General features: G+C 61.8%; 13 protein-coding genes and 1 tRNA gene. 5 read left to right on the top strand and 9 right to left on the bottom strand.

Annotated elements, in window-relative coordinates; all coding sequences use genetic code 11:
* Positions 1 to 5: 5 nt before the first annotated feature.
* Positions 6 to 3,743 (bottom strand): nitrate reductase subunit alpha, encoded by a 3,738-nt coding sequence (locus tag P0652_RS12000; RefSeq protein WP_284179039.1) that lies wholly within the window; start codon positions 3,741 to 3,743, stop codon positions 6 to 8.
* A gap of 31 nt (positions 3,744 to 3,774) precedes the next feature.
* The gene (locus P0652_RS11995) at positions 3,775 to 6,528 is read right to left on the bottom strand and encodes a nitrate/nitrite transporter (protein WP_284179038.1); all 2,754 of its coding nucleotides are present in this window, start codon (positions 6,526 to 6,528) and stop codon (positions 3,775 to 3,777) included.
* 253 nt (positions 6,529 to 6,781) lie between these two features.
* On the opposite strand from P0652_RS11995, the gene P0652_RS11990 reads away from it, so the two are divergent.
* Positions 6,782 to 7,480 (top strand): cyclic nucleotide-binding domain-containing protein, encoded by a 699-nt coding sequence (locus P0652_RS11990; RefSeq protein ID WP_284179037.1) that lies wholly within the window; start codon positions 6,782 to 6,784, stop codon positions 7,478 to 7,480.
* Between the two features lie 36 nt (positions 7,481 to 7,516).
* Positions 7,517 to 8,200, top strand: coding sequence for an NnrU family protein (locus P0652_RS11985; RefSeq protein WP_284179036.1), 684 nt, complete (start codon positions 7,517 to 7,519; stop codon positions 8,198 to 8,200).
* Between the two features lie 380 nt (positions 8,201 to 8,580).
* Here P0652_RS11985 and P0652_RS11980 read toward each other — a convergent pair whose 3' ends face one another.
* The 4 genes from P0652_RS11980 to P0652_RS11965 all read right to left on the bottom strand — a co-directional run bounded on the left by P0652_RS11980 (position 8,581) and on the right by P0652_RS11965 (position 12,507).
* Complete coding sequence (locus P0652_RS11980; RefSeq protein ID WP_284179035.1) at positions 8,581 to 9,636, bottom strand: helix-turn-helix transcriptional regulator; 1,056 nt, start codon at positions 9,634 to 9,636, stop codon at positions 8,581 to 8,583.
* Between the two features lie 117 nt (positions 9,637 to 9,753).
* Positions 9,754 to 11,175 (bottom strand): arylsulfatase B, encoded by a 1,422-nt coding sequence (locus P0652_RS11975; RefSeq protein WP_284179034.1) that lies wholly within the window; start codon positions 11,173 to 11,175, stop codon positions 9,754 to 9,756.
* A gap of 67 nt (positions 11,176 to 11,242) precedes the next feature.
* Positions 11,243 to 12,058, bottom strand: a complete 816-nt coding sequence (locus tag P0652_RS11970) for a hypothetical protein (protein WP_284179033.1) — start codon at positions 12,056 to 12,058, stop codon at positions 11,243 to 11,245.
* 41 nt (positions 12,059 to 12,099) lie between these two features.
* The gene (locus tag P0652_RS11965) at positions 12,100 to 12,507 is read right to left on the bottom strand and encodes a hypothetical protein (RefSeq protein WP_284179032.1); all 408 of its coding nucleotides are present in this window, start codon (positions 12,505 to 12,507) and stop codon (positions 12,100 to 12,102) included.
* A 126-nt stretch (positions 12,508 to 12,633) separates the two neighbouring features.
* Between P0652_RS11965 and P0652_RS11960 the strand changes: the two genes are divergently transcribed.
* The 3 genes from P0652_RS11960 to P0652_RS11950 all read left to right on the top strand — a co-directional run bounded on the left by P0652_RS11960 (position 12,634) and on the right by P0652_RS11950 (position 16,846).
* On the top strand, positions 12,634 to 14,988 hold the full coding sequence (locus P0652_RS11960) for a tetratricopeptide repeat protein (protein WP_284179031.1): 2,355 nt from the start codon (positions 12,634 to 12,636) through the stop codon (positions 14,986 to 14,988).
* 91 nt (positions 14,989 to 15,079) lie between these two features.
* A complete protein-coding gene (locus P0652_RS11955) occupies positions 15,080 to 15,628 on the top strand; it encodes an HdeA/HdeB family chaperone (RefSeq protein ID WP_284179030.1) in 549 nt (182 codons plus the stop codon).
* Between the two features lie 132 nt (positions 15,629 to 15,760).
* Positions 15,761 to 16,846: an alpha/beta hydrolase gene (locus P0652_RS11950; protein ID WP_284179029.1), complete on the top strand. Its 1,086-nt coding sequence runs from the start codon at positions 15,761 to 15,763 to the stop codon at positions 16,844 to 16,846.
* A 334-nt stretch (positions 16,847 to 17,180) separates the two neighbouring features.
* Here the strand turns inward: P0652_RS11950 and P0652_RS11945 are convergent, their stop codons facing one another.
* From P0652_RS11945 to P0652_RS11935, 3 genes are all read right to left on the bottom strand, one after another.
* Positions 17,181 to 19,037: a tyrosine-type recombinase/integrase gene (locus P0652_RS11945; protein WP_284179028.1), complete on the bottom strand. Its 1,857-nt coding sequence runs from the start codon at positions 19,035 to 19,037 to the stop codon at positions 17,181 to 17,183.
* A gap of 172 nt (positions 19,038 to 19,209) precedes the next feature.
* Positions 19,210 to 19,301, bottom strand: a tRNA-Ser gene (locus tag P0652_RS11940).
* Between the two features lie 139 nt (positions 19,302 to 19,440).
* Positions 19,441 to 19,755 carry a hypothetical protein gene (locus P0652_RS11935; RefSeq protein ID WP_349774981.1) on the bottom strand — a complete coding sequence of 105 codons (315 nt, stop codon included), beginning with the start codon at positions 19,753 to 19,755 and terminating at the stop codon, positions 19,441 to 19,443.
* Positions 19,756 to 19,844 lie beyond the last annotated feature (89 nt).

Here is a 19,844-nt window from a genome sequence, read left to right as displayed (position 1 = left end):
TCTCCTTATTCGGCAGCCGTGGCAACCTGGTCCGGATGCGGGCGCTCCAGCCAGTCGACATTCTTGACTTTTCGGATCACGACGAATTCGTCGCGGTTGGTTCCAATCGTGCCGTAGTAGTTGAAATCATAGGCAAACTGGACGTAGCCGCCGATCATGTGCGTCGGCTTGAGCACCACACGCGTCACCGAGTTATGGATGCCCCCGCGCTGCCCGGTCATTTCCGAACCGGGCACATTCACGATCTTTTCCTGCGCGTGGTACATGAAGAGCGTGCCCTCCTTCATGCGTTGCGAAACTACCGCGCGGGCCACCAGCGCCCCGTTGGAATTGTAGGCTTCCACCCAGTCGTTATCGACGATGCCGGCCTTGCGGGCGTCGGTTTCGGACAACCAGACGATCGGTCCGCCACGGCTGAGCGTCAGCATCAAAAGGTTGTCGGTATAGGTGGAATGGATGCCCCATTTCTGGTGCGGGGTGATGAAGTTGAGGACGATCTCGGTTTCGCCGTTGGGCTTGGTGCCCTTGACCGGATGGATGGTCTTGAGATCGATCGGCGGCCGGTAATTGCAGAGCGCCTCACCGAAGGCCCGCATCCAGAGATGGTCCTGGTAGAGCTGCTGCCGCCCTGTGAGCGTGCGCCACGGAATGAGCTCATGCACATTCGTGTAGCCTGCATTGTAGCAGACCTTCTCGCTCTCGAGCCCAGACCAGGTAGGCGCCGAGATGATCTTGCGCGGCTGGGCGACGACATCGCGGAAGCGGATCTTCTCGTCTTCCTTGGGCAGGGCCAGATGGGCGTGCTCGCGACCGGTCGTCTTGCTCAGCGCCTCCCAGGCCTTGACGGCGACTTCACCGTTGGTTTCCGGGGCCATCATCAGGATGACCTCGGTCGCATCAATATCCGAGACGATCCGGGCCAGCCCCTTGTTGGCCCCCTCGAGATGGGTGCCATTGAGCGCTTTTAGGTGATCGACCTCATGGCCGGTCTTCCAGGCCATGCCCTTGATGCCGTTGCCGAGCGTGTCCATCAGCGGGCCAAGCGCGGTGAAGCGCTCGTAGATATGGGCATAGTCCCGCTGCACCGGCACCACGACCGGCATCGTCTTGCCGGGAATGGGCTCACACTCGCCTTTCTTCCAGTCCTTCGGATCGAAGGCCTGTGCCATTTCCATGGCCGTATCGTGCTTGATCGGGTTGAGAACGATGTCGGTCTCTTCGCCCAGCACTTCGGGCGCGACCTGCGAAAAGGCCTTGGCGATGCCCTTGTAGATCTCCCAGTCCGAACGGGCCTCCCAGGCCGGGTCTACCGCGCTGGTCAGCGGGTGGATGAAGGGGTGCATGTCGGAGGTGTTGAGATCGTTCTTCTCGTACCAGGTGGCGGTCGGGAGCACGATGTCCGAGTAGACGCAAGTCGTGGACATGCGGAAATCGAGCGTGACCAAGAGGTCGAGCTTGCCTTCCGGGGCTTCCTTGACCCAGTTCACTTCCCTGGTGCCGGCAGCCTCTGCCGAGCCGAGATCCTTGCCCAAGACGCCATTTGACGTACCAAGGAGGTGCTTGAGGAAGTATTCATGCCCCTTGCCGGATGAGCCGAGCAGGTTGGAGCGCCAGACGAACAGGTTGCGCGGCCAGTTCTTTGGATTGTCAGGATCTTCCCAGGCAAAGCTGACCTCACCTGATTTCAGGCCCTTGGCCACGTAATCCTTCGGTTCAAGGCCTGCTGCCTTCGCCTTGGCGGCGATATCAAGCGGGTTCTGCGTCAGCGTCGGATAGGCCGGCAACCAGCCCATGCGGACGGCCCGCACATTGTAGTCGATCATCGCGCTGTCCCAGGGGCCCGCCGGGGCGGTGGGCGAGACAATGTCCATCGCCTTCATCGTCTCGTAGCGCCACTGATTGGTGTGCACGTAGAAGGCCGAGGTGGAATTCTGCTGCCGGGGCGGACGGCCCCAGTCCAGCGCGAAGGCGAGCGGCGCCCAGCCGGCCTGCGGCCGCAGCTTTTCCTGACCGACATAATGCGCCCAGCCGCCGCCAGATTGGCCGATGCAGCCGCACATGATGAGCATGTTCATCACGCCGCGGTAATTCATGTCGGCGTGGTACCAATGGTTCATCGCCGCCCCGATGATCACCATCGAACGTCCGTTGGTCTTCTCGGCATTGGTGGCAAATTCACGTGCCACCTGGATGATCTTGTCGCGGGAAACACCGGTGATCTTCTCGGCCCAGGCGGGGGTGTAGGGCAGATCGGCATTATAATCGCCGGTCACATTCTCGCCGCCGAAGCCCTGATCGACGCCGTAATTCGCAACGAAGAGATCATGGACGCTGGCAACCAGCGCCTCGCCATCGGCCAGTTTCAGCCGTTTCACCGGGATCGCCCGCTCGAGGATCGAGCCATGATCGGAATGCGTGAAATGCTCGTTCTCGATATTGCCGAAATAGGGGAAGGCAACCGAGGCGGTTTCGTCCTCAATGCCCTTCAGCGTGAGGCGGAGCTTGGTTTCCTGGCCGTCCGAGGCCTTTTCCTCGAGGTTCCATTTGCCCTGTTCGCCCCAGCGGAAGCCGATCGTCCCGTTGGGAACGACGATCTTGCCGGAGCCCTCGTCATAGGCGACTGTCTTCCATTCCGGATTGTTCGCCTCGCCGAGACCCTTGTCGAAATCCGAGGCGCGCAGGAAGCGTTCCGGCACGAGCCGGCCATCCTGTTTCACCAGCCGGACCAGCATCGGCATATCCGTGTATTTCCGGATGTAATCCTGGAAATACGGAACCTGCCGCTTCACATGGTATTCGGTGAGGATCACATGGCCCATCGCCATGGCAAGCGCGGCATCGGTGCCCTGCTTCACCGGCAGCCAGATGTCCCCGAATTTCGACGCTTCGGAATAATCCGGGCAGATCACAGCACTCTTGGTACCGCGATACCGCGCCTCGGTATAGAAATGCGCATCCGGCGTGCGCGTCTGCGGCACATTCGAGCCCCAGAGGATGATGAAGCCGGCATTGTACCAATCGGCGGATTCCGGAACGTCGGTCTGCTCGCCCCAGGTTTGCGGCGAAGCTGGCGGCAGGTCGCAATACCAATCGTAGAACGACATGCACACGCCGCCGATCAGGCTGAGATAGCGCGAGCCTGCGGCGTAGCTCACCATCGACATGGCGGGGATCGGCGAGAAGCCAAGGATGCGATCCGGCCCGTAGGTGCGGGCGGTATAGGCATTGGCTGCCGCGATGATCTCGTTGACCTCGTCCCAGCTCGAGCGGACGAAGCCGCCATGGCCGCGCTTCGTTGTGTAGGAAGCACGCTTGTCCGGATCCTCGACAATCGAGGTCCAGGCCGCGACCGGCGAAAGCGTTGCACGGGCCCGCCGCCACAAGCGGATCAGGCGCGAACGGATCAACGGGTATTTCACCCGGTTGCCGGAATAGAGATACCAGCTGTAGGAGGCCCCGCGCGAGCAGCCGCGCGGCTCATGGTTCGGCAAGTCCGGCCGGGTGCGCGGATAGTCAGTCTGCTGGGTTTCCCAGGTGACGATCCCGCCCTTCACATAGATCTTCCACGAGCAGGAGCCGGTGCAGTTCGCGCCATGGGTCGAACGCACGATTTTGTCGTGCTGCCAGCGCTTCCGGTAGCCATCCTCCCAGCGGCGATCCTCAGCCGTGGTCACGCCATGGCCATTGGCGAAGGGCTCTGAGATCTTGTTGAAGAAGGTCAGGCGGTCGAGAAAATGGGACATGGTCTGTCGCCTCTCTGGCTAGCAATTCGGATCAGGCGGGATTGGCGACAGGCGTCGCCGGGCGGGGCGCACGGCCCCGCTCGATGTCGTGGAGGAGGCCGCCGCGCCGGGTGTAGAACCACCAGGTGATGGCGATGCAGGTGATGTAGAAACCAAGGAAGGCGTAGAGGGCGCCGGCCGCAGAGCCGGACATGGCGATCGAGGTGCCGAAGCTCTTCGGGATGAAGAAGGCGCCATAGGCGGCCACCGCCGAAGTGAACCCGATGATCGCCGCGCTTTCCTTGTCGGATTGCTTGACGAGATCCTGGCCCCTGAGCTGCGGCTCGAGCCGGGCCACTTCCTGCCGCATGATCGCGGGGATCATCTGGAAGGTCGAGGCATTGCCGACGCCGGTCGCTGCGAAGAGGAACAGGAAGCTCGCGAAGAAGACCGGGAAGGCGCTGGGGTTCCCCTTCATGCCGATCGCATAAAGGATACCGACCACGCCGAGGCACATGGCCACGAAGACCCAGAAGGTGATGCGCCCGCCGCCGATCCGGTCGCAGGCCTTGCCGGAGAAGGCGCGGGAAACCGCACCGACCAGCGGTCCCAGGAAGGCGTATTGCAGGGCGTTTACCTCGGGGAAGAGGATCTTCGAAAGCAGCGGGAACCCGGCGGAATACCCGATGAAGGAGCCGAATGTGCCTGTGTAGAGCCAGCACATCACCCAGTTATGGGTCCGGCGGAAGATCACCGCCTGATCAGCGAAGCTGGCCTTCATCGAGGCGATGTCATTCATCCCGAACCAGGCCGCGAAGGCCGAGGCGATGATGAAGGGCACGAAGACGAAGCCGGCATTCTGGAGCCACAATGTCGTGGTGACACCGTTGAGCGTGGCGGTTTGCGGCGAGCCGCCGAGTGCGCCGAAAACCCCGGCCGTGATCGCGAGCGGCACGACGAACTGCACCACGCTGACGCCGAGATTGCCGAGGCCGGCATTGATGGCGAGGGCGTTGCCCTTCTCCGCCTTCGGGAAGAAGAAAGAGATATTGGCCATCGAGGAGGCGAAGTTGCCACCGCCAAAGCCGCAAAGCAGGGCGAGCGCCAGGAAGATCCAGTAGGGCGTTTCCGGGTTCTGGACCGCGAAGCCCATGCCGAGAGCCGGGATCAGCAGTGACCATGTGGCAAGCGTAGTCCAGAGCCGGCCGCCGAACATGGCCGGCATGAAGCTGTAGAAGATGCGGAGGGTCGCCCCGGAAAGCCCGGGCAGCGAGGCCAACCAGAACAGCTGTTCATTGGTGAAGGCGAAGCCGACGCTCGGCAGACGCGCCACCACGACCGACCACACCATCCAGACCGCGAAGGAAAGGAGCAGGCACGGAACCGAGATCCAGAGATTGCGGCGGGCGATGGCACGTCCCTGCCCCTGCCAGAAGCCAGGATCTTCCGGCCGCCAATCCTGGATCGCGCCCTTGGCGGCGAGCGCACCTTCCTGTTCCGGGCCATGGATCGGCTGCATTTCCGGCAGTTGCGGCAGCTTGTTCAGCGTGGCGCCCATGGCCTGCTTTTCCATCGAGCGGATGGCGAGATGCATCCAGACGGCAGCGATGGTCACGATGGCGAAGAGCAGCCAAAAGCAGCTCTGCCAGACGCCCGTCAGGTCATTGAGCGCACCGAAAGCGATCGGCAGCACAAACCCACCGAGACCGCCGACGAGGCCGACAACGCCACCAACCGCACCCACGCGATCCGGGTAATAGACCGGGATGTGCTTGTAGACCGCCGCCTTGCCCAGGCTCATGAAGAAGCCGAGCACGAAGGCCGTGACGACAAAGCCAACCAGCCCCATCCGCGTGCTGAATTCCACCGGGCCGCGAATGCCTTCGACGATATAGCTCGTGGGCGGATAGGACAGGATGAAGGTGCAGACGATCGAGACCAGGAAGGTCCAGTACATGATCGTCCGGGCGCCATACTTGTCCGAGAGATGGCCGCCATAGGCGCGGAAGATCGAGGCGGGGATGGAATACATCGCGCCGATCATGCCGGCGGTGGCGATATCGAGCCCGTAGACGCCGATCAGGTAGCGCGGCAGCCACAAGGCCAGGGCGACGAAAGCCCCGAACACGAAGAAATAGTAGAGCGAGAACCGCCAGACCTGGATGTTCCGGAGTGGCTCCATCATGGCCGAAAGCGGTTCCGGCTTTGCACCGGTGGCGCGACGGCGGGCGAGGTCCGGGTCATCCTTGGTGAAGAGGAAGAACAGGATGCCCATGATCCCGAGGGCCAGCGCCCAGACGAGCGCGACACTCTTCCAGCCATAGGCGACCATAATGACCGGGGCGGCGAACTTGGTGACAGCCGCGCCGACATTCCCGGCGCCAAAAATGCCGAGCGCCGTGCCCTGCTTCTCCTTGGGGTACCATTTGGCGACATAGGCGACGCCAACGGAGAAGGAGCCACCGGCGATGCCGACGCCAAGCGCGGCAATCAGGAACGTCGGGTAATCATAGGCGAAGGTAAGCAGGAAGGTCATGACCGCGGCGGTCAGCATGGTCGCCGTATAGACCATGCGGCCACCATACTGGTCAGCCCAGATACCAAGCAGCAGGCGGATCAGCGATCCGGTGAGGATCGGCGTCCCAACCAGCAGCCCGAATTGCGTATCGGAAAGGCCCAGATCCTTTTTGATCTGGATGCCGATGATCGCGAAAATCGTCCAGACCGCGAAACAAACCGTGAAGGCAATGGTCGAGAACCAAAGTGCCCTGTTCTGGTCCGATGCGGTGACAGTGGCGACAGCCATGCTCGCCCCCTCTTCATGGAAAACGCGCTCTCAGGTCGAACGCGGAAGCCATGCTTGGCAGGGGGAAAGATCCGGGCCTTGATTTGAATCAACCCAGAAAAGGCCATAAAATCTTTCAAGAACAGGTACTTAATTTGTCAAGACGGAGCGCATTCTCGATCAAGACACAGCCTCGGTTCTGTCAAATCCAGGCTTGATCAATATCAAGGACGTGATTGCGCATTTGACGAAAGGTGCAGAAGGAGGTGCCGTCATGCGCGATGAAGACTTGCAGGAAATGCGGCAATTGCCGCTCTTTGACGGAGTAGGTGCGGCCTATGTCGACTCGCTCCTGCGCAGTGCCTTTGTCCAGCGGTTTCCGGCCCATGTCGAACTGGTGCATGAGGGCGATCCGGCTGATTTCCTCTACGTGATCGTTCAGGGTCAGGTGGAGATCTATGCCGGCTACCGCGATCGCGAGACCACAATTTCCGTCCTCGGGCCCGGCAACAGCTTCATCATCGCGGCGGTCTTGCTGGACCGCGTCTATCTCAAGTCGGCGCGGGGCCTGACGCCGACCCGGATCCTGATGCTGCCTGCCGAGGCGGTCCGGGAAGGCTTTGCCGAGGACGCGCATTTCGCTCGCGCCCTCGCGGTGGATATGGCTTTGGCCTACCGCGGCGTCGTGAAGGAACTGAAGAACCAGAAATTGCGCTCCAGCCTCGAGCGGCTGGCCAATTGGCTGATCGCAGAGGATGAAAAGGGCGGCAGCACCGGAAAGCTGGAAATTCCCTATGACAAGAAAGTGCTGGCCTCCCGTCTCGGGATGGCGCCCGAAGTCCTTTCACGCTCGATTGCCGCGCTGATCCCGTACAAGGTCGATATTCGCGGGCGGCATGTCCAGCTTAATGACCGCGAGGCGCTACTGTCCCTGGCGCGGCCCGTACCGACAATCGATGATCCCGCGTGCTAGGCGAAATCCCATGCGTTTCCTGCTCGTGCATCCCACATGATGGAATTTACGATCGCCGCCCTGACTTTCGGTGTCTCGCATTCCCTGCCGATGCGACCGCGCATCCGGGCAAGGCTCATCCGTCAATTCGGTAGCCGGACCTTCTGGACCCTTTATGGTCTTGTATCCCTGGTCAGTCTGGGCTGGCTGATCGACGCCGCCGCGCGGGCCCCGCATGTTGGACTCTGGGCGCCCGCGGCATGGCAGAGATGGGTGCCATTCTTCGTGATGCCGATTGTATTTGGGATCATCAGTTTGACGATTGCCGCGCCCAACCCGCTTTCCTTTGGCGGGCGGCATCCCGAGCGCTTCGAGCCCGAGAACCCGGGAATTGCCGGTTTCGCCCGCCACCCGCTGCTGGTCGCGCTCGCCCTCTGGGCCTTCGCGCATGTCATCCCGAATGGCGATCTCGCCCATGTCCTGCTCTTCGGTGCGCTGGGGCTCTTTGCTGTCATCGGCATGACGCTGATTGACCGGCGCCGGCGCGCGGAATTTGGCAACGCGGAATGGACAAGGCTGGCCAAAGGCACATCCAACTGGCCTCTTCATGCCTGGTTCACTGGCCACTCAACGCCGAAGATCATGGTCTCGGTGCAGCGTATTGGCTTCGCCATCGTCTTCTGGGCCTGCCTCATCTGGGCCCATGCGACGCTGTTCGGCGTTTCGCCGTGGCCGGTCTAGCAGCAACACTGGCTATGAAGCGGATACCAAAGGCGGCATAGGGGCTGGCGGGTCAGGGGCATGTGTCCCCGATGAATGTCTGCTTTCGGCTTGGCTTGCCAGGACCTTCAACGACCACTTTGGGGGCGCGAAGGAGACATTCAGGTTCAGGAAGCCCGAACCGGTTAGCTGCCATTGCGCGGTCTTCGCTCCGTGGTCGGTTTGCGGATGCAAAGCAGACTTCGAAAGTGCCCGGTCAAAGCGGTGTTTGGTACCTCAGTGAAACCGGATGCCGAATTCAAACCTGGCGGGTGAGACCCATGGAGTGGAAACAAGCTCGAGCCCAGCTCGACATGGCCCACACCGAGAGGAGCGTGCCTTCACTTCATCGGTTGGCGCGATCAGCAAGCGCTGCCGCCCTTTTCCGAATCCTGCAGCGTCTGACGATATTTCGATGGCGAGCAATTCTCCCATCGCCTGAAGGCGCGGTTGAAATGCGCGGCGTCGGAATAGCCAAGGGACATGGCGACATCAGTGATGGACTGTGTCAGGTCCGCCAGCCGCTTTCGGGCGAGCATCCAGCGCTGGTGATCGACAAGGGACTCAAAGGTCCAGCCGCTTTCGGCAAGTCGACGTTGCAAGGTGCGGGGCGAGAGGCCGAGCCTGGTCGATGCATTCGCGATCGTTAGCGCGGTGTAAGGCAAGCTCGCCTCTATCATCGGAAACAGAGCTTCGAAAAGACGCTTCGAGTCATAGTCGAAGCGTTCCATCTCCACGAGGCAGAACTGCCCGATCGGCATCATCTCGGCCAGCGATGGCGCATTGGTGCCCGACGGGTAGGACTTTCGTGTCGCGCTGAGCAGTGCCTTGGGGAAGTATATCCGCGCCTCGGCATGGATTCCAAAGACGACGGGCCCGCCGAAATGTGCCTCGTAGGCGGCGCGACGGCCCCGGCAGGCATGCGGAAAGGTGATCAATTCCGGAGCCCAGTTCGAACCAAGGATCTGGCGGATCAATTGCACAATGAACGCCATCGCTCCTTCGTAAAGGAGCCAAGCGGTCTGGTCGTCTCCGACAAGCCGGTGCGAGAAGATCGCACTCTGACCTTCAACCCAAAGCCGGTGCTCGCAATCATTCTGGAGCCGCGGCATCAGGGACAGGTGCCCGCGAAGGCAGGCCTCCAGCGATTGACCGGCCAGCATGGCAAGACCCGGCGGCCCCAGCTTCGCTGGTTCGGCAGCACCGCCGAGGGAAAGAGCAATTTCGGCCTGGCCGGCAGCACGGGCTGCCAGACCGAGCGCGGCATGGATCTGCGCGCGACGCACGATCAGCGGCGATACCATGTGGTCGGGTCCCATGCCGGCCTGCCGGAAGATCGACGCGGCATCGATCCCCATCTGTTCGAGATGGGCAGGAAGCATGTGGATGAGACTGGACCGCGCGATCGCACGAGACATCGGACCTCCCGGCAATAGTTAAATCAATTCACCGAAAGCCCGGCTGGCCATAAAAATCAGGGGTATCTGAGGCCGGGGCCCGAAGGCCCCGGCCGGCGTTTTCGGTCAATCCATCACTCAGTCGACCGAGGTAAAGTAGGCATCGTCATTGGGGAAGACGGGCGCGGGAGCATGCCGGCCCATATAGGCCTTGAACGTTTGCGCGAAGAACATCGAAGGCTTCATCTCCTTCGCCAGCGTGTCAATCCGCTTCTGAAGCGTGGCCACGATCTGCGGGTTCTCGGCCGATACATCCTTGGCCTCGCCCGGATCTTGCGTCAGGTTGAAGAGCTCCAGCTTGGCCGGCAGCGTCGACCGCATGACCAGCTTCCAGTCGCCCTGGCGGACGGCAGCCCGGAACATCTCGACATTGTAGACGATCTCTGTCCGCGGCGAAGGCGCACCCTCGGCGATGGTCTTCCAGACATTCATACCGTCGAGCGGTTGCGTGCCGTTGGTTGAAGCGCCGGCAAGACTGGTCAGGGTCGGCAGCATATCGACGATATGCATCATGCCGCTGACCTTCTGGGCCTTGATCTTACCGGGCCAGTTGGCAAAGGCGACAACGCGAGTCCCGCCTTCATAGAGCGAGCCCTTGCCATCCCGGAACGGCTTGTTGCTTGCCGGCGGCTCGCCCTTCGTTGCGATCTGGCCAGCAAAAGCAGCCGAACGGACGCCGCCATTGTCGGAATGGAACATGATCAGAGTGTTGTCGCGCATGCCTTTCTTCTTGAGCGCCGCGAGCACATTGCCAATCTGGTCATCCATCGCCGCAATCATGGCGGCATAGGTTCGGCGGTTCTCGTCCGGGATCGACTTAAACCGGTCGATGTATTCCTTCGGCGCCTGAAGCGGCGTATGTGGCGCGTTGAAGGCGAGATACATGAACATCGGCTTCTTCGGATCATGCGCCTCAATGTAGCGCACGGCATCGCGGCCGAAAAGCGTGGTGGCATATCCTTGCTCGTTCCGGAGCTGGTTATTCCGATACCAGTCCTTGGTGCCATGCACATCGTGGTTGTAGTAGTCGACCTCGCCGATCAACGCACCGTACTGGTAGTCAAAGCCCCGCTGGCGAGGCCAAAGCTTGCGATCGGCATGGCCAAGATGCCATTTGCCGATGATCGAGGTCGAATAACCCGCTTCCTTGAGCAATTGCGGGAGAAGCTTCTCTTCCAGCGGAATGCCGTAGGTCTGTTCCGGCAGGATGACGAAGCTCTGCATGCCGTAGCGGATCGGATAGCGGCCCGTCATCAGGGCTGCGCGCGTCGGCGTGCACATCGGCTGGACATAGAATTGATCCAGAACGGCCCCCTCGCTGGCGAGTTGATCCAGCGTCGGCGTCTTGAATTCGGCGCCCTGGAAGCCAAGATCGGCCCGGCCGAGATCATCTGCCACTATGTAGAGGATATGCGGCTTTTGCGGCGCCTGTGCTGTAACCCAGGATGGCGCCAGCGCCATCAGGGCAACACTCGCACCACGCAGAAACTGTTTCAACATGGTTCCCCCTTGCGGTTGGTTTGATGTCGAACCAGCGCGGCATCCTGTGCCGGCTGATCCACCGGCCTCAGAAATGCGATTGGATCCCGAGCAAAGGTCCATGCTGGTAGGCATCGTAAACGAAGGAGCCCCGACGGTAGTCGACCTTCATCGCGCGATACCCGGCAAAGGCAGACCAGCTCTTGTTGAAGTCATAGCCAATGCCGCCATAGACATCCCACATGTATCGTGAGCCGCCTGTGCCAACGAAGCCCATCAGGACGCTGTGCCAAGACGGAGCAAAATTCACCTTCAGGCGGCCGCCCACGACAGCATCGATCCATTGTTCGGAATTGGTCAGCTTGAGCGCGACCGGAACGACCTGAACCTTCAGCGAATTGCGCATGGCAAAGCCGCGGATCCCGGCAAAGCCATCCACCGAGTAGCGGGGATCATCGACCCAGCGATACCCGGCGGCAGCCATGCCGGTGAAGGAGCCGCTGACCATCTTCACACTGCCGGGATAGCCTGCCGGGTTGATCGCCTTGCCGGGCGAGATCTTGCTCGCCATGAAGTCGAAAAACCCGATATAGCGGCCGTAACGCATCTCGGCGGTCCCCATGAGGCCGCCGTCGAAATTCTTCATCACCTCGTCGAAGCCGATATTCACGTTCGCTGCCGGAAACGGCGGGAGCGTGCGGAGACGCCCCTCGAGGCCGGTGGCCCAGAGATAGGCCGAGGTGGTGAAGGTGAAGGCAGGGCCGACAACAACCGGCGCCTTGACCACTGGTGCCGGCCTTCCGAAATCCGCTGCCTGTCCTGCACCGGACATCAGGACAAGGCCTGCAACCATACCGCCAATCCCCCGAATGTGCTGGATCGGACTACGCTTCGTGACCGCCATGGCGGAACTCCCTTCTTGAATTCTCTTGATTGACGGGCGGCTCAGGAGGTCGGCGGCACGCAATAGTCCCAGTAGCCCCGCAGCTGGGTGTCATCGGTCCAGAACCAGCAAAGTGTTGAGGACGGCGCCTTTGGCGCAAGCCCTGCGGCCGTGACCACAATAACCGTTCCGATCGTCACGCCTGCCACCACGCGACCCCAATACCAGGGATGGACAACCGGAAGCGGCCGAACGGGGGCGACAATGATCGGGCGAGGCCGATGATGGTGGTGGTGGACATGGACCGGTCGCCGGGCTGGGGCGGCACCGGGCCTGCCGGCCGGCCGCGTGGCCGGGCCTGCTGGACGTGCCTCGACTGCGTCCCGGCCCGGAAGACCGGCGGGACCAAGCGAAAGCGCACCAAGGGCCAATACTCCCCCACAGGCGGCGGCAAGAAGTCTGGGCAACATTCGCAGGCTCCGGAGCAAATCAGAATTGCACGGAGACTATCGGTGGGACGGACACCCGGCTTGCCATTTGGCGCCAGATGGCGCGATGCGCTGGCGAAGTGCGGAAGGCTGGACCAGAAAGTAGGCGTGTTCTCAAGCGAAGGTCGCTATGGCCCCGTCATGATCCATGCCACTGCCCGCCATTTGCCGGTCTGGATCGTATTGACGATCGCCATGATTGGGGTTGCGATTTTCGCAATGATGCCCTTGTTGCCGAAAGCGCAGGACCGTCTTGCCAACCACCTGCCGGCAGAGCAGGGCTTCGTGGGCTCCGGAGCCTGCCGCGGGTGCCATGCCACGCAATTCGAGGCTTGGTCGGGCTCCCATCATGCCCATGCAATGTTCGCGATTGACAGGCCCGGCGCCGTGCTCGGCGATTTCGGCAATGCCACCACCTCTGCCGGGGGAAGCTCAGCCCGCTTCTTCCGCGAGCAGGGGAGATATCTTGTGGAAACCTCGGACAAGGCGGGTCAGCCGGCGAGGTTCACGCTCTCGCATACATTCGGCTGGACGCCTCTCCAGCAGTATCTCGTCACCCTGCCGGATGGGCGGTTGCAGGTGCTCCCTTGGGCCTGGGACAGCCGGCCGGCCGTTGATGGCGGGCAGCGCTGGTTTGCAATCTATGGCGATGAACCCATCGCCCCGGGAGATCCGCGGCATTGGTTGGGCCTCCAGCAGAATGCAAACCACATGTGCATCGAGTGTCATGTGACAGGGTATGAGAAGGGCTATCGCCCGGAGGCAGACCGGTTCGAGACCCGCTGGCGTGAACTGGGCGCCGGCTGCGAAAGTTGTCACGGACCGGCCGCAGGCCATCTCGGCTGGGCGGCCAGGGGAGCGCCGGGGGAGGAACCATTGAAGGGCTTCCCGGCCGGGCAGCCGCGGGTCGGTCCCCTCCCCGCAGCGTCCGGCAGAACCGGCTTGACGGGCCCTCCCGGCCCCTCGGCCGAAGTCGAGACCTGCGCCCGTTGCCATAGCCGCCGCAGCCAGATTGAAGCTGGCTGGCAGCCTGGCCAGCCCTTCCTTGATGGCCATCGCCCCGTCTTGCTGGCGCCGGACCTGTTCGAGCATGACGGCCAGATGAAAGACGAGGTGTTCAATGATCACAGCTTCCGGCAGAGCCTGATGTTCCAGAAAGGCGTGACCTGCGGCCATTGCCATGATCCACATGCCGGAAAGCTCCGTGCCGGGCGGGCTGAGATTTGCGGCCAGTGCCATGAGCCAGCGCGCTTTTCGGTGCCCGCCCATACCGGCCATGTCACCGGACCCGGATCGCCGGATTGTGTCGCCTGTCACATGCCGGCCCGGACCTACATGCAGATCGACCGGCGGCACGACCATTCGTTCCGAATCCCGCGGCCAGACCAGACAGCCCGGCTGGGAACACCGAATACCTGCCAGGCCTGCCATGCCGACAAGCCGGCCATCTGGGCCGCGGCTGCACTCGAGCGCCTGCACGGGCCACCCCGCAAGGGCTTCCAGGCCTTCGGGGAGGCCTTTCACGATTCTCGGGCCGGCGATCCGGGCGCACGCCTTGTCCTCCAGGCTCTGGCCATCGACCCGGCTCAACCGGCCACCGCGCGGGCAACGGCGCTTGCCGAATTGGGCAACTGGCCGGCGCTGGGCACTGCCCGGGTTCTTGCCATCGCCTTGGCGGATTCCGATCCGCTGGTACGAGCCACGGCGATCCGGGAGCACGAATCATTGCCGGTGGAGATCAGGCGTCAGCGTCTCCTCCCCAGCCTTGCGGATCCGATCCGAGTCGTCAGGATCGCCGCCGCCATCGCGCTGGCGGATCTCAGGCCCGATACACTGGCACCACCGGATGCCGGCCGGCTCATGGCGGCACTCCGTGAGGCGGAGGCTGCCGAAACAGCGCATCTCGACAGGCCAGAGGCCCGCATGGCCCTTGCCGTGCTGTTTCTGAAGCGGGGGCGCATCGCCGATGCTGAAGCCGAGTATCGTGCGGCATGGCGGCTGGACCCCGGTTCCGCCGCAACGGCCATCAATCTCGCGGATCTTCTGCGCCGGACAGGCCGTGAGACGGAGGCCGGCTCGATCCTGCGCGCCGCCCTCGCGCGCGATCCCGATGCCGCGGCCGCACGCTACGCGCTTGGACTGTCTCTGTTGCGCTCCGGCAAGCCTTCAGATGCGCTGACGGAGTTCCGGATCGCTGCTGAGCATCGTCAGCCACAGGCGCGTCATCTCTATGCCTACGCCCTGGCCCTCCAGTCGGCAGGGCAGCCGGATCAGGCTCGCGAAATCCTGCGCAAGGGCTCAGGCCTTTTCCCCGGCGATCTCGATCTCGCCGGGGCCCTATTCCAGGATGCAATCCGCCGCGGCGACAACGAGGCGGCCCGGGCGCTGGCCGCACGCCTGGCCCGGTTGCGGCCAGACGATCCCGGCATCCGCCAGTTGGAGCAGCGACTCAGCCGCCCCTGACGTCAAATGGCAAGTCGCGCCGCGCCCGACAGCCTATTGTCCGATTGCCGCCCCTTTCGGGCCGGATCGACATAGCGCAGGAGTTGACTTCATGATGTTCAGGTTTCTCAGGTCCCTTTGCCTTCTCGCCCCCGTCGTGATGGCCGCACCGGCACAGGCGCAAGTCACGCTGGACATGAGCAAGGTCACCTGCATCGACTACGCGACGATGGCACCTGAAATGCGGCGGGACTTCATTGCGTGGATGAGTGGCTGGTTCAACCAGAAGGAAGGCCAGACGGAGATCAACCTGCGAATCATGCGGACCAACATCGCGACGATGGAACAATGGTGTGCGCGTAACCGGGACCAGCGTGTGATGAGCCTGATCGAGGCTGCCTCCCGCAATCCGGGATCTGCACCGGGTGGCCCGCTGAGCATCGATATCGCAAAGGTGTCCTGCGCCGATTACCGGGCGAGCGAGGCCGAAGGACAGTTTCTCCTTAGCGCCTGGATCGCCGGATTTGTCGCGTCAGAGAAGAGCCAGCCGCGCATCGATACCAAGGGCTTTGCGAGGATCGAGCAGGCAACGGAAGCCGCTTGCAAGAAAAACCGCAAGGCGCTGCTGATGCCGACCGTGAAGGCGCAGATCAAGGGCTGATCACATTCCAGCCCCGGCTCTGTCTTCCGGAGGAACACCGCCATGTCGTTATGCCTCGCCGGTCGGACCATGGCGGCACTTTTAGCCTTGGGCCTCCTAGGCGCCTGTTCCTCGCGACCGGAACCCGGACTGATGGTCCCGGAATCCACGACCGGCACGCCCGGTATTCCGCTGGAGATCTTCGCGATCGCCACACGCAAGCCGTCGGCCGATCCCGGCCTGCGTTTTTCCGGTGAGCGGAACGACGTGCCCCAGTTTGCCCGGCTGGCCCTGTCGATCCCCAAAAATCGAACAATCGGCGAGATCCAATGGCCTTCGGGGGAGCCGGACCCGGGACGCCACTTCCAGCTCAGGGCCTTTGAGCCGTTGGACAGGCCTGGCTTCACCAAGCGGCTACGAAACAGGCTGGCCGCACAGCCGGACCGGCACGTGCTGCTGTTTGTCCATGGCTACAATACACGCTTTGACGAGGCGACCTTCCGTTTCGCGCAGATCGTTCAGGACAGCGGTGCGGCGGTCACGCCGGTTTTGTTCAGCTGGGCCTCTTGGGGTTCGGCACGCGCCTATCCTTATGACCGGGAGAGCGCCGCTCTGGCGCGCGATGGGCTGGAAGCCGCGCTTGATGCACTGGCTGCATCACCTGAAGTGGCGCAGGTCACGGTCCTCGCCCATTCAATGGGGGGCTGGCTGACCCTCGAGACCCTGCGCCAGATGGTTGTGCGCCGGAAAGGTATCAACCCGAAAATCCGTGACGTCATGCTTGCCTCGCCTGATGTCGATATCGATGTCGCGAGGGCACATGCGACTATTCTCCGGAGCGCCAGGACAAGGCCGTCGATCGTCCTTTTCACCTCCACGGATGACAAGGCCCTCTCGGCTTCACGCTGGCTTCTGGGCAGCAAGGCGCGGCTCGGAGCGATCAATCCGACCCAGGAGCCTTACCGGAGCGGGCTTGAGCGAGCCGGCGTGATGGTTGTCGACCTGTCGGGGGTCTCCTCCGATGATCCGCTGAATCATGGCAAGTTCGCGCAAAGCCCGGCGATCGTGCAGCTTATCGGCCGACGGCTTGCTGCTGGCCAAGAACTGAACCCACGCGATGGTATCGAAAACCCTGTGGCTGCAATCATCGGCGGTACGACCCGGGCCGCTGAACTGATTGTCACCATCCCGACCCAGATCAGCGAACCCTTGCCCCCAGGCGGCGTACTCGTCGAGTAGCTCCTTTTTTCCCAGAGCCCCTGTCCGAATGGCGCGGCCCGTTGATTGCGGATCGCGGCCAAAGTCTCCGGTATCCGACATCGGGCCTCAGGCGGCCCGTCGATTGTGCTGTGCTCTTGGGTGATTAGCGTCGTGGGCGACCGTAAGCCCTTTATACCTGTCGCACGGACAGTGCCGAAACAAATGTCCGGTTTCGGATGGACTCCTCGTGCTAGCCAAACGACCGAAATGGCGGCGCAATCCGGATCGGCAGGTTTCACTGCGAAGCTGGGACATCTTGTTGACCCGATTTCGAGCGAACAACAGGGCCAGCTCATTCAGCTTAGGCCAAAAATCAAGCATAGGTCGGCAATCTGATATGGCTGAAGTCGAGCCCCCGGAACTCAACCCTTTGAACTATCTCGTTTATTTTTCCGATCTCGTGGCCGCGACCATACTTCGCGTTCATGCTGGTATTCGCATGTCCCGTGACGCGCAAACGGAGCCTTTCGTCTTCGGTGACTTCCAACAGCTTATCGGTGAACAAGTGTCGGAACGAGTGAAATACGAATTCGGCACCACTGATCTCACTATAAGCTCGTGAATAACGTCGCCACCATTTGGAAAACCCGGCGGATTTCTCGGTTGAGGCAGAGGTAACGGCGGGAAACAAGCGAGTCTCACCATTCCGCTTCATTGCTGCGCAATAGGTGAGGAACCCGAGTTCGATGAGCTTCTGATGGATCGGCACTAGTCGGCGAGAGCTTTTCGTCTTGCGCTTGGTCGAGGCGATCGGATCATCATCGATGATCATGAGGTCCAGAACATCGACGCCTTCGAGGCGCTGCACATCCACCACGCGAAGCTGCGCCAACTCTTCCAGGCGAGCACCTGTAAAAAGGGCGAGCAGAGGCAGCCAAACTGCGGCCTCCCCTCCCCCGCCCTTCGGCCGAATGGTGGGATCACAATAGATCGGCATCGCAAAAATCCGGGCGAGTTGATCCATCGTGTAAGGCAGCCTCTTGAGCTTCGTCCCTTCTGCATTCTTAACGCGCACACCAAGACGAGGATTGACCTCGAGGATCATCCCGTCAACCGCCCACGCAAACATCGACGACACGGCACCAAGGCCGCGATTCTTCACCGTTTGTGGTGACAAACGCGGTGTTCCCGGTGTTTGATCGGCCCATTCCGCAAGGGCCTCTGGAGAGGCACCGGCCATCGCCCTTGGCACGATCGTCGGCAGCCGGAGCAGTAGGTTTCGGAACGCGATCATATCCTGCGCCGTGACCAGCTTGGCGGCGCGATCTCCCCTGAACTCTGCGAACATCAGGAGATAGCGGCGATAAAGCTGCTTTGTCTTCGCCGGCAGGTCCACCTCGGCCAGAAATCGCTCGGCAAGTTGGGTCAGAGTGGGGCCATCAGCGTCAGGGCGCGGCAGAATGGCTTCTGGCTGCGCTGGTGTTGGAACTGGCTTACCCTGCCGGCGAGCCAAGAGATCCTCATAGGCCCGAACGCGCGTACGAAGGATTGTCAGCGCCAGCACCCTTCGATCGGGATGCCCTGGCAGGATCGCGATGCCGCATCGCTCAAGTTCGCTATCAACGATGGATTTCGCGAGGAAAGGGCCGTCGTCGAATTCGAGCGTGACGGTTTCCTCAACGGGTGTGATGTCGACTGCGGCAAGGTCACGGCGCGCGGCCGCGAGGAGCGTCTCGTAAGCGTCGTCGATCCTTCCGCCATAGCTTGAATCGCGCGGGTCGAGGATCTCGCCCTCCTGCCCAGCCACCTCCGCCAGACCATAGATATCCCGCTCGGGATAGAGAGTCGCCTCGTCGTCAGTAGCGAGAAGCTCGGCATAGATCCGGTCGCCAATGCCCCGAATGACTTCGGGCGGTAGCCGGGGCACAAGTTGTGGCGACGGCGCCGCAACCCTCGCCGAAGGCTTGCGCTTCAGGGCCGCGATCAGCGGTTCGACCTGGCTACGAATTTTAAGCGCACGCTCACAGGCAAGCGTGACGTCATCGGTGCCCAAGCTGATCTTTATGGTGCCCTGCCCTTTGATCGCATAGCTGCGCTGTGCCCAGCCAAGCCTGACCTCACCCACGAAATAGGGACGAAAGCGGGCCGGAATCGCTCTGAGGTAAACATAGTCGCCCGTATCTGCGCGCCGGTGCAGATATGTCGGGCTCGATTTTTTCGAGCGCCCCATCAGCGGCCTCCCCGGCTTGAAGCATGCCGAGCAGAGACGCCGGAAACACTGCCGGAGATGGGAATTTTGACCAGGATTTTAACCAGGATTTTGACCATGATTTTGACCAATCGGGCTCACGAGAGCTGAACAGGCCAAAATCTATAGCATTATCAACGATTGAAGGCAAAAATGGCGGAGACGGAGGGATTCGAACCCTCGATACCCCTTTCGAGGTATGCTCATTTAGCAAACGAGTGCCTTCAGCCTCTCGGCCACGTCTCCGGCGCTGCCGAAGCAGCGAGGACGCTCTATGCCCGAGGGCGGGCTGGAGTTCAAGCCGCAATCCGAGGCGGAAGGATTGGTCCGCACAGCAAAAGGGGCGCCAGGAAGCACCCCCGTTGCGGGCTTAAGACCCACGGCGTCAATGGATCGACAGCCATTCCCGGGCGCGGCGCTGTGCAGCCGCAATCTCGGCCGCGCTCAGTTCGGCGGCGATTTCCTGCCGGCGCCGGGCGGCTTCTGTATCGCCACGCAGAGCGGCGATATTGAACCACTTGTGCGCCTCGACCAGATCGAAAGTGCCGGCCCGGCCGCAGGCATAGTTGACGCCCATTTCGAAGAAGTTCAGTTCCGGTTCGCCGGCTGCATTGATTTGCTGCACCATACCCATTGTAGCCCCCTGTATCACTTCTGTTGACGACTGCCCTGATCGAAGGATCTGCTGGCCTTGAGCCATGTCGTTGCCTTCGATGCGTCAAATTTGAAGCAAACTTTCAAAGAACCCCTGAATCGATGTGCCTAACGACACGTTTCCGAAATTACCAG

The sequence above is a fragment of the Rhabdaerophilum sp. SD176 genome (genome assembly GCF_030143245.1).
Lineage (GTDB): Bacteria > Pseudomonadota > Alphaproteobacteria > Rhizobiales > Beijerinckiaceae > Rhabdaerophilum.
Note: the sequence above shows the minus strand (reverse complement) of the source record. Positions and strands in the feature narration are given on the sequence as shown.

Coding starts and splice junctions, on each gene's coding strand:
- P0652_RS12000 (WP_284179039.1), bottom strand. CDS start 3,743: ATGTCCCATTTTCTCGACCGCCTGACCTTCTTCAACAAGATCTCAGAG.
- P0652_RS11995 (WP_284179038.1), bottom strand. CDS start 6,528: ATGGCTGTCGCCACTGTCACCGCATCGGACCAGAACAGGGCACTTTGG.
- P0652_RS11990 (WP_284179037.1), top strand. CDS start 6,782: ATGCGCGATGAAGACTTGCAGGAAATGCGGCAATTGCCGCTCTTTGAC.
- P0652_RS11985 (WP_284179036.1), top strand. CDS start 7,517: ATGATGGAATTTACGATCGCCGCCCTGACTTTCGGTGTCTCGCATTCC.
- P0652_RS11980 (WP_284179035.1), bottom strand. CDS start 9,636: ATGTCTCGTGCGATCGCGCGGTCCAGTCTCATCCACATGCTTCCTGCC.
- P0652_RS11975 (WP_284179034.1), bottom strand. CDS start 11,175: ATGTTGAAACAGTTTCTGCGTGGTGCGAGTGTTGCCCTGATGGCGCTG.
- P0652_RS11970 (WP_284179033.1), bottom strand. CDS start 12,058: ATGGCGGTCACGAAGCGTAGTCCGATCCAGCACATTCGGGGGATTGGC.
- P0652_RS11965 (WP_284179032.1), bottom strand. CDS start 12,507: ATGTTGCCCAGACTTCTTGCCGCCGCCTGTGGGGGAGTATTGGCCCTT.
- P0652_RS11955 (WP_284179030.1), top strand. CDS start 15,080: ATGATGTTCAGGTTTCTCAGGTCCCTTTGCCTTCTCGCCCCCGTCGTG.
- P0652_RS11950 (WP_284179029.1), top strand. CDS start 15,761: ATGGTCCCGGAATCCACGACCGGCACGCCCGGTATTCCGCTGGAGATC.
- P0652_RS11945 (WP_284179028.1), bottom strand. CDS start 19,037: ATGGGGCGCTCGAAAAAATCGAGCCCGACATATCTGCACCGGCGCGCA.
- P0652_RS11935 (WP_349774981.1), bottom strand. CDS start 19,755: ATGGCTCAAGGCCAGCAGATCCTTCGATCAGGGCAGTCGTCAACAGAA.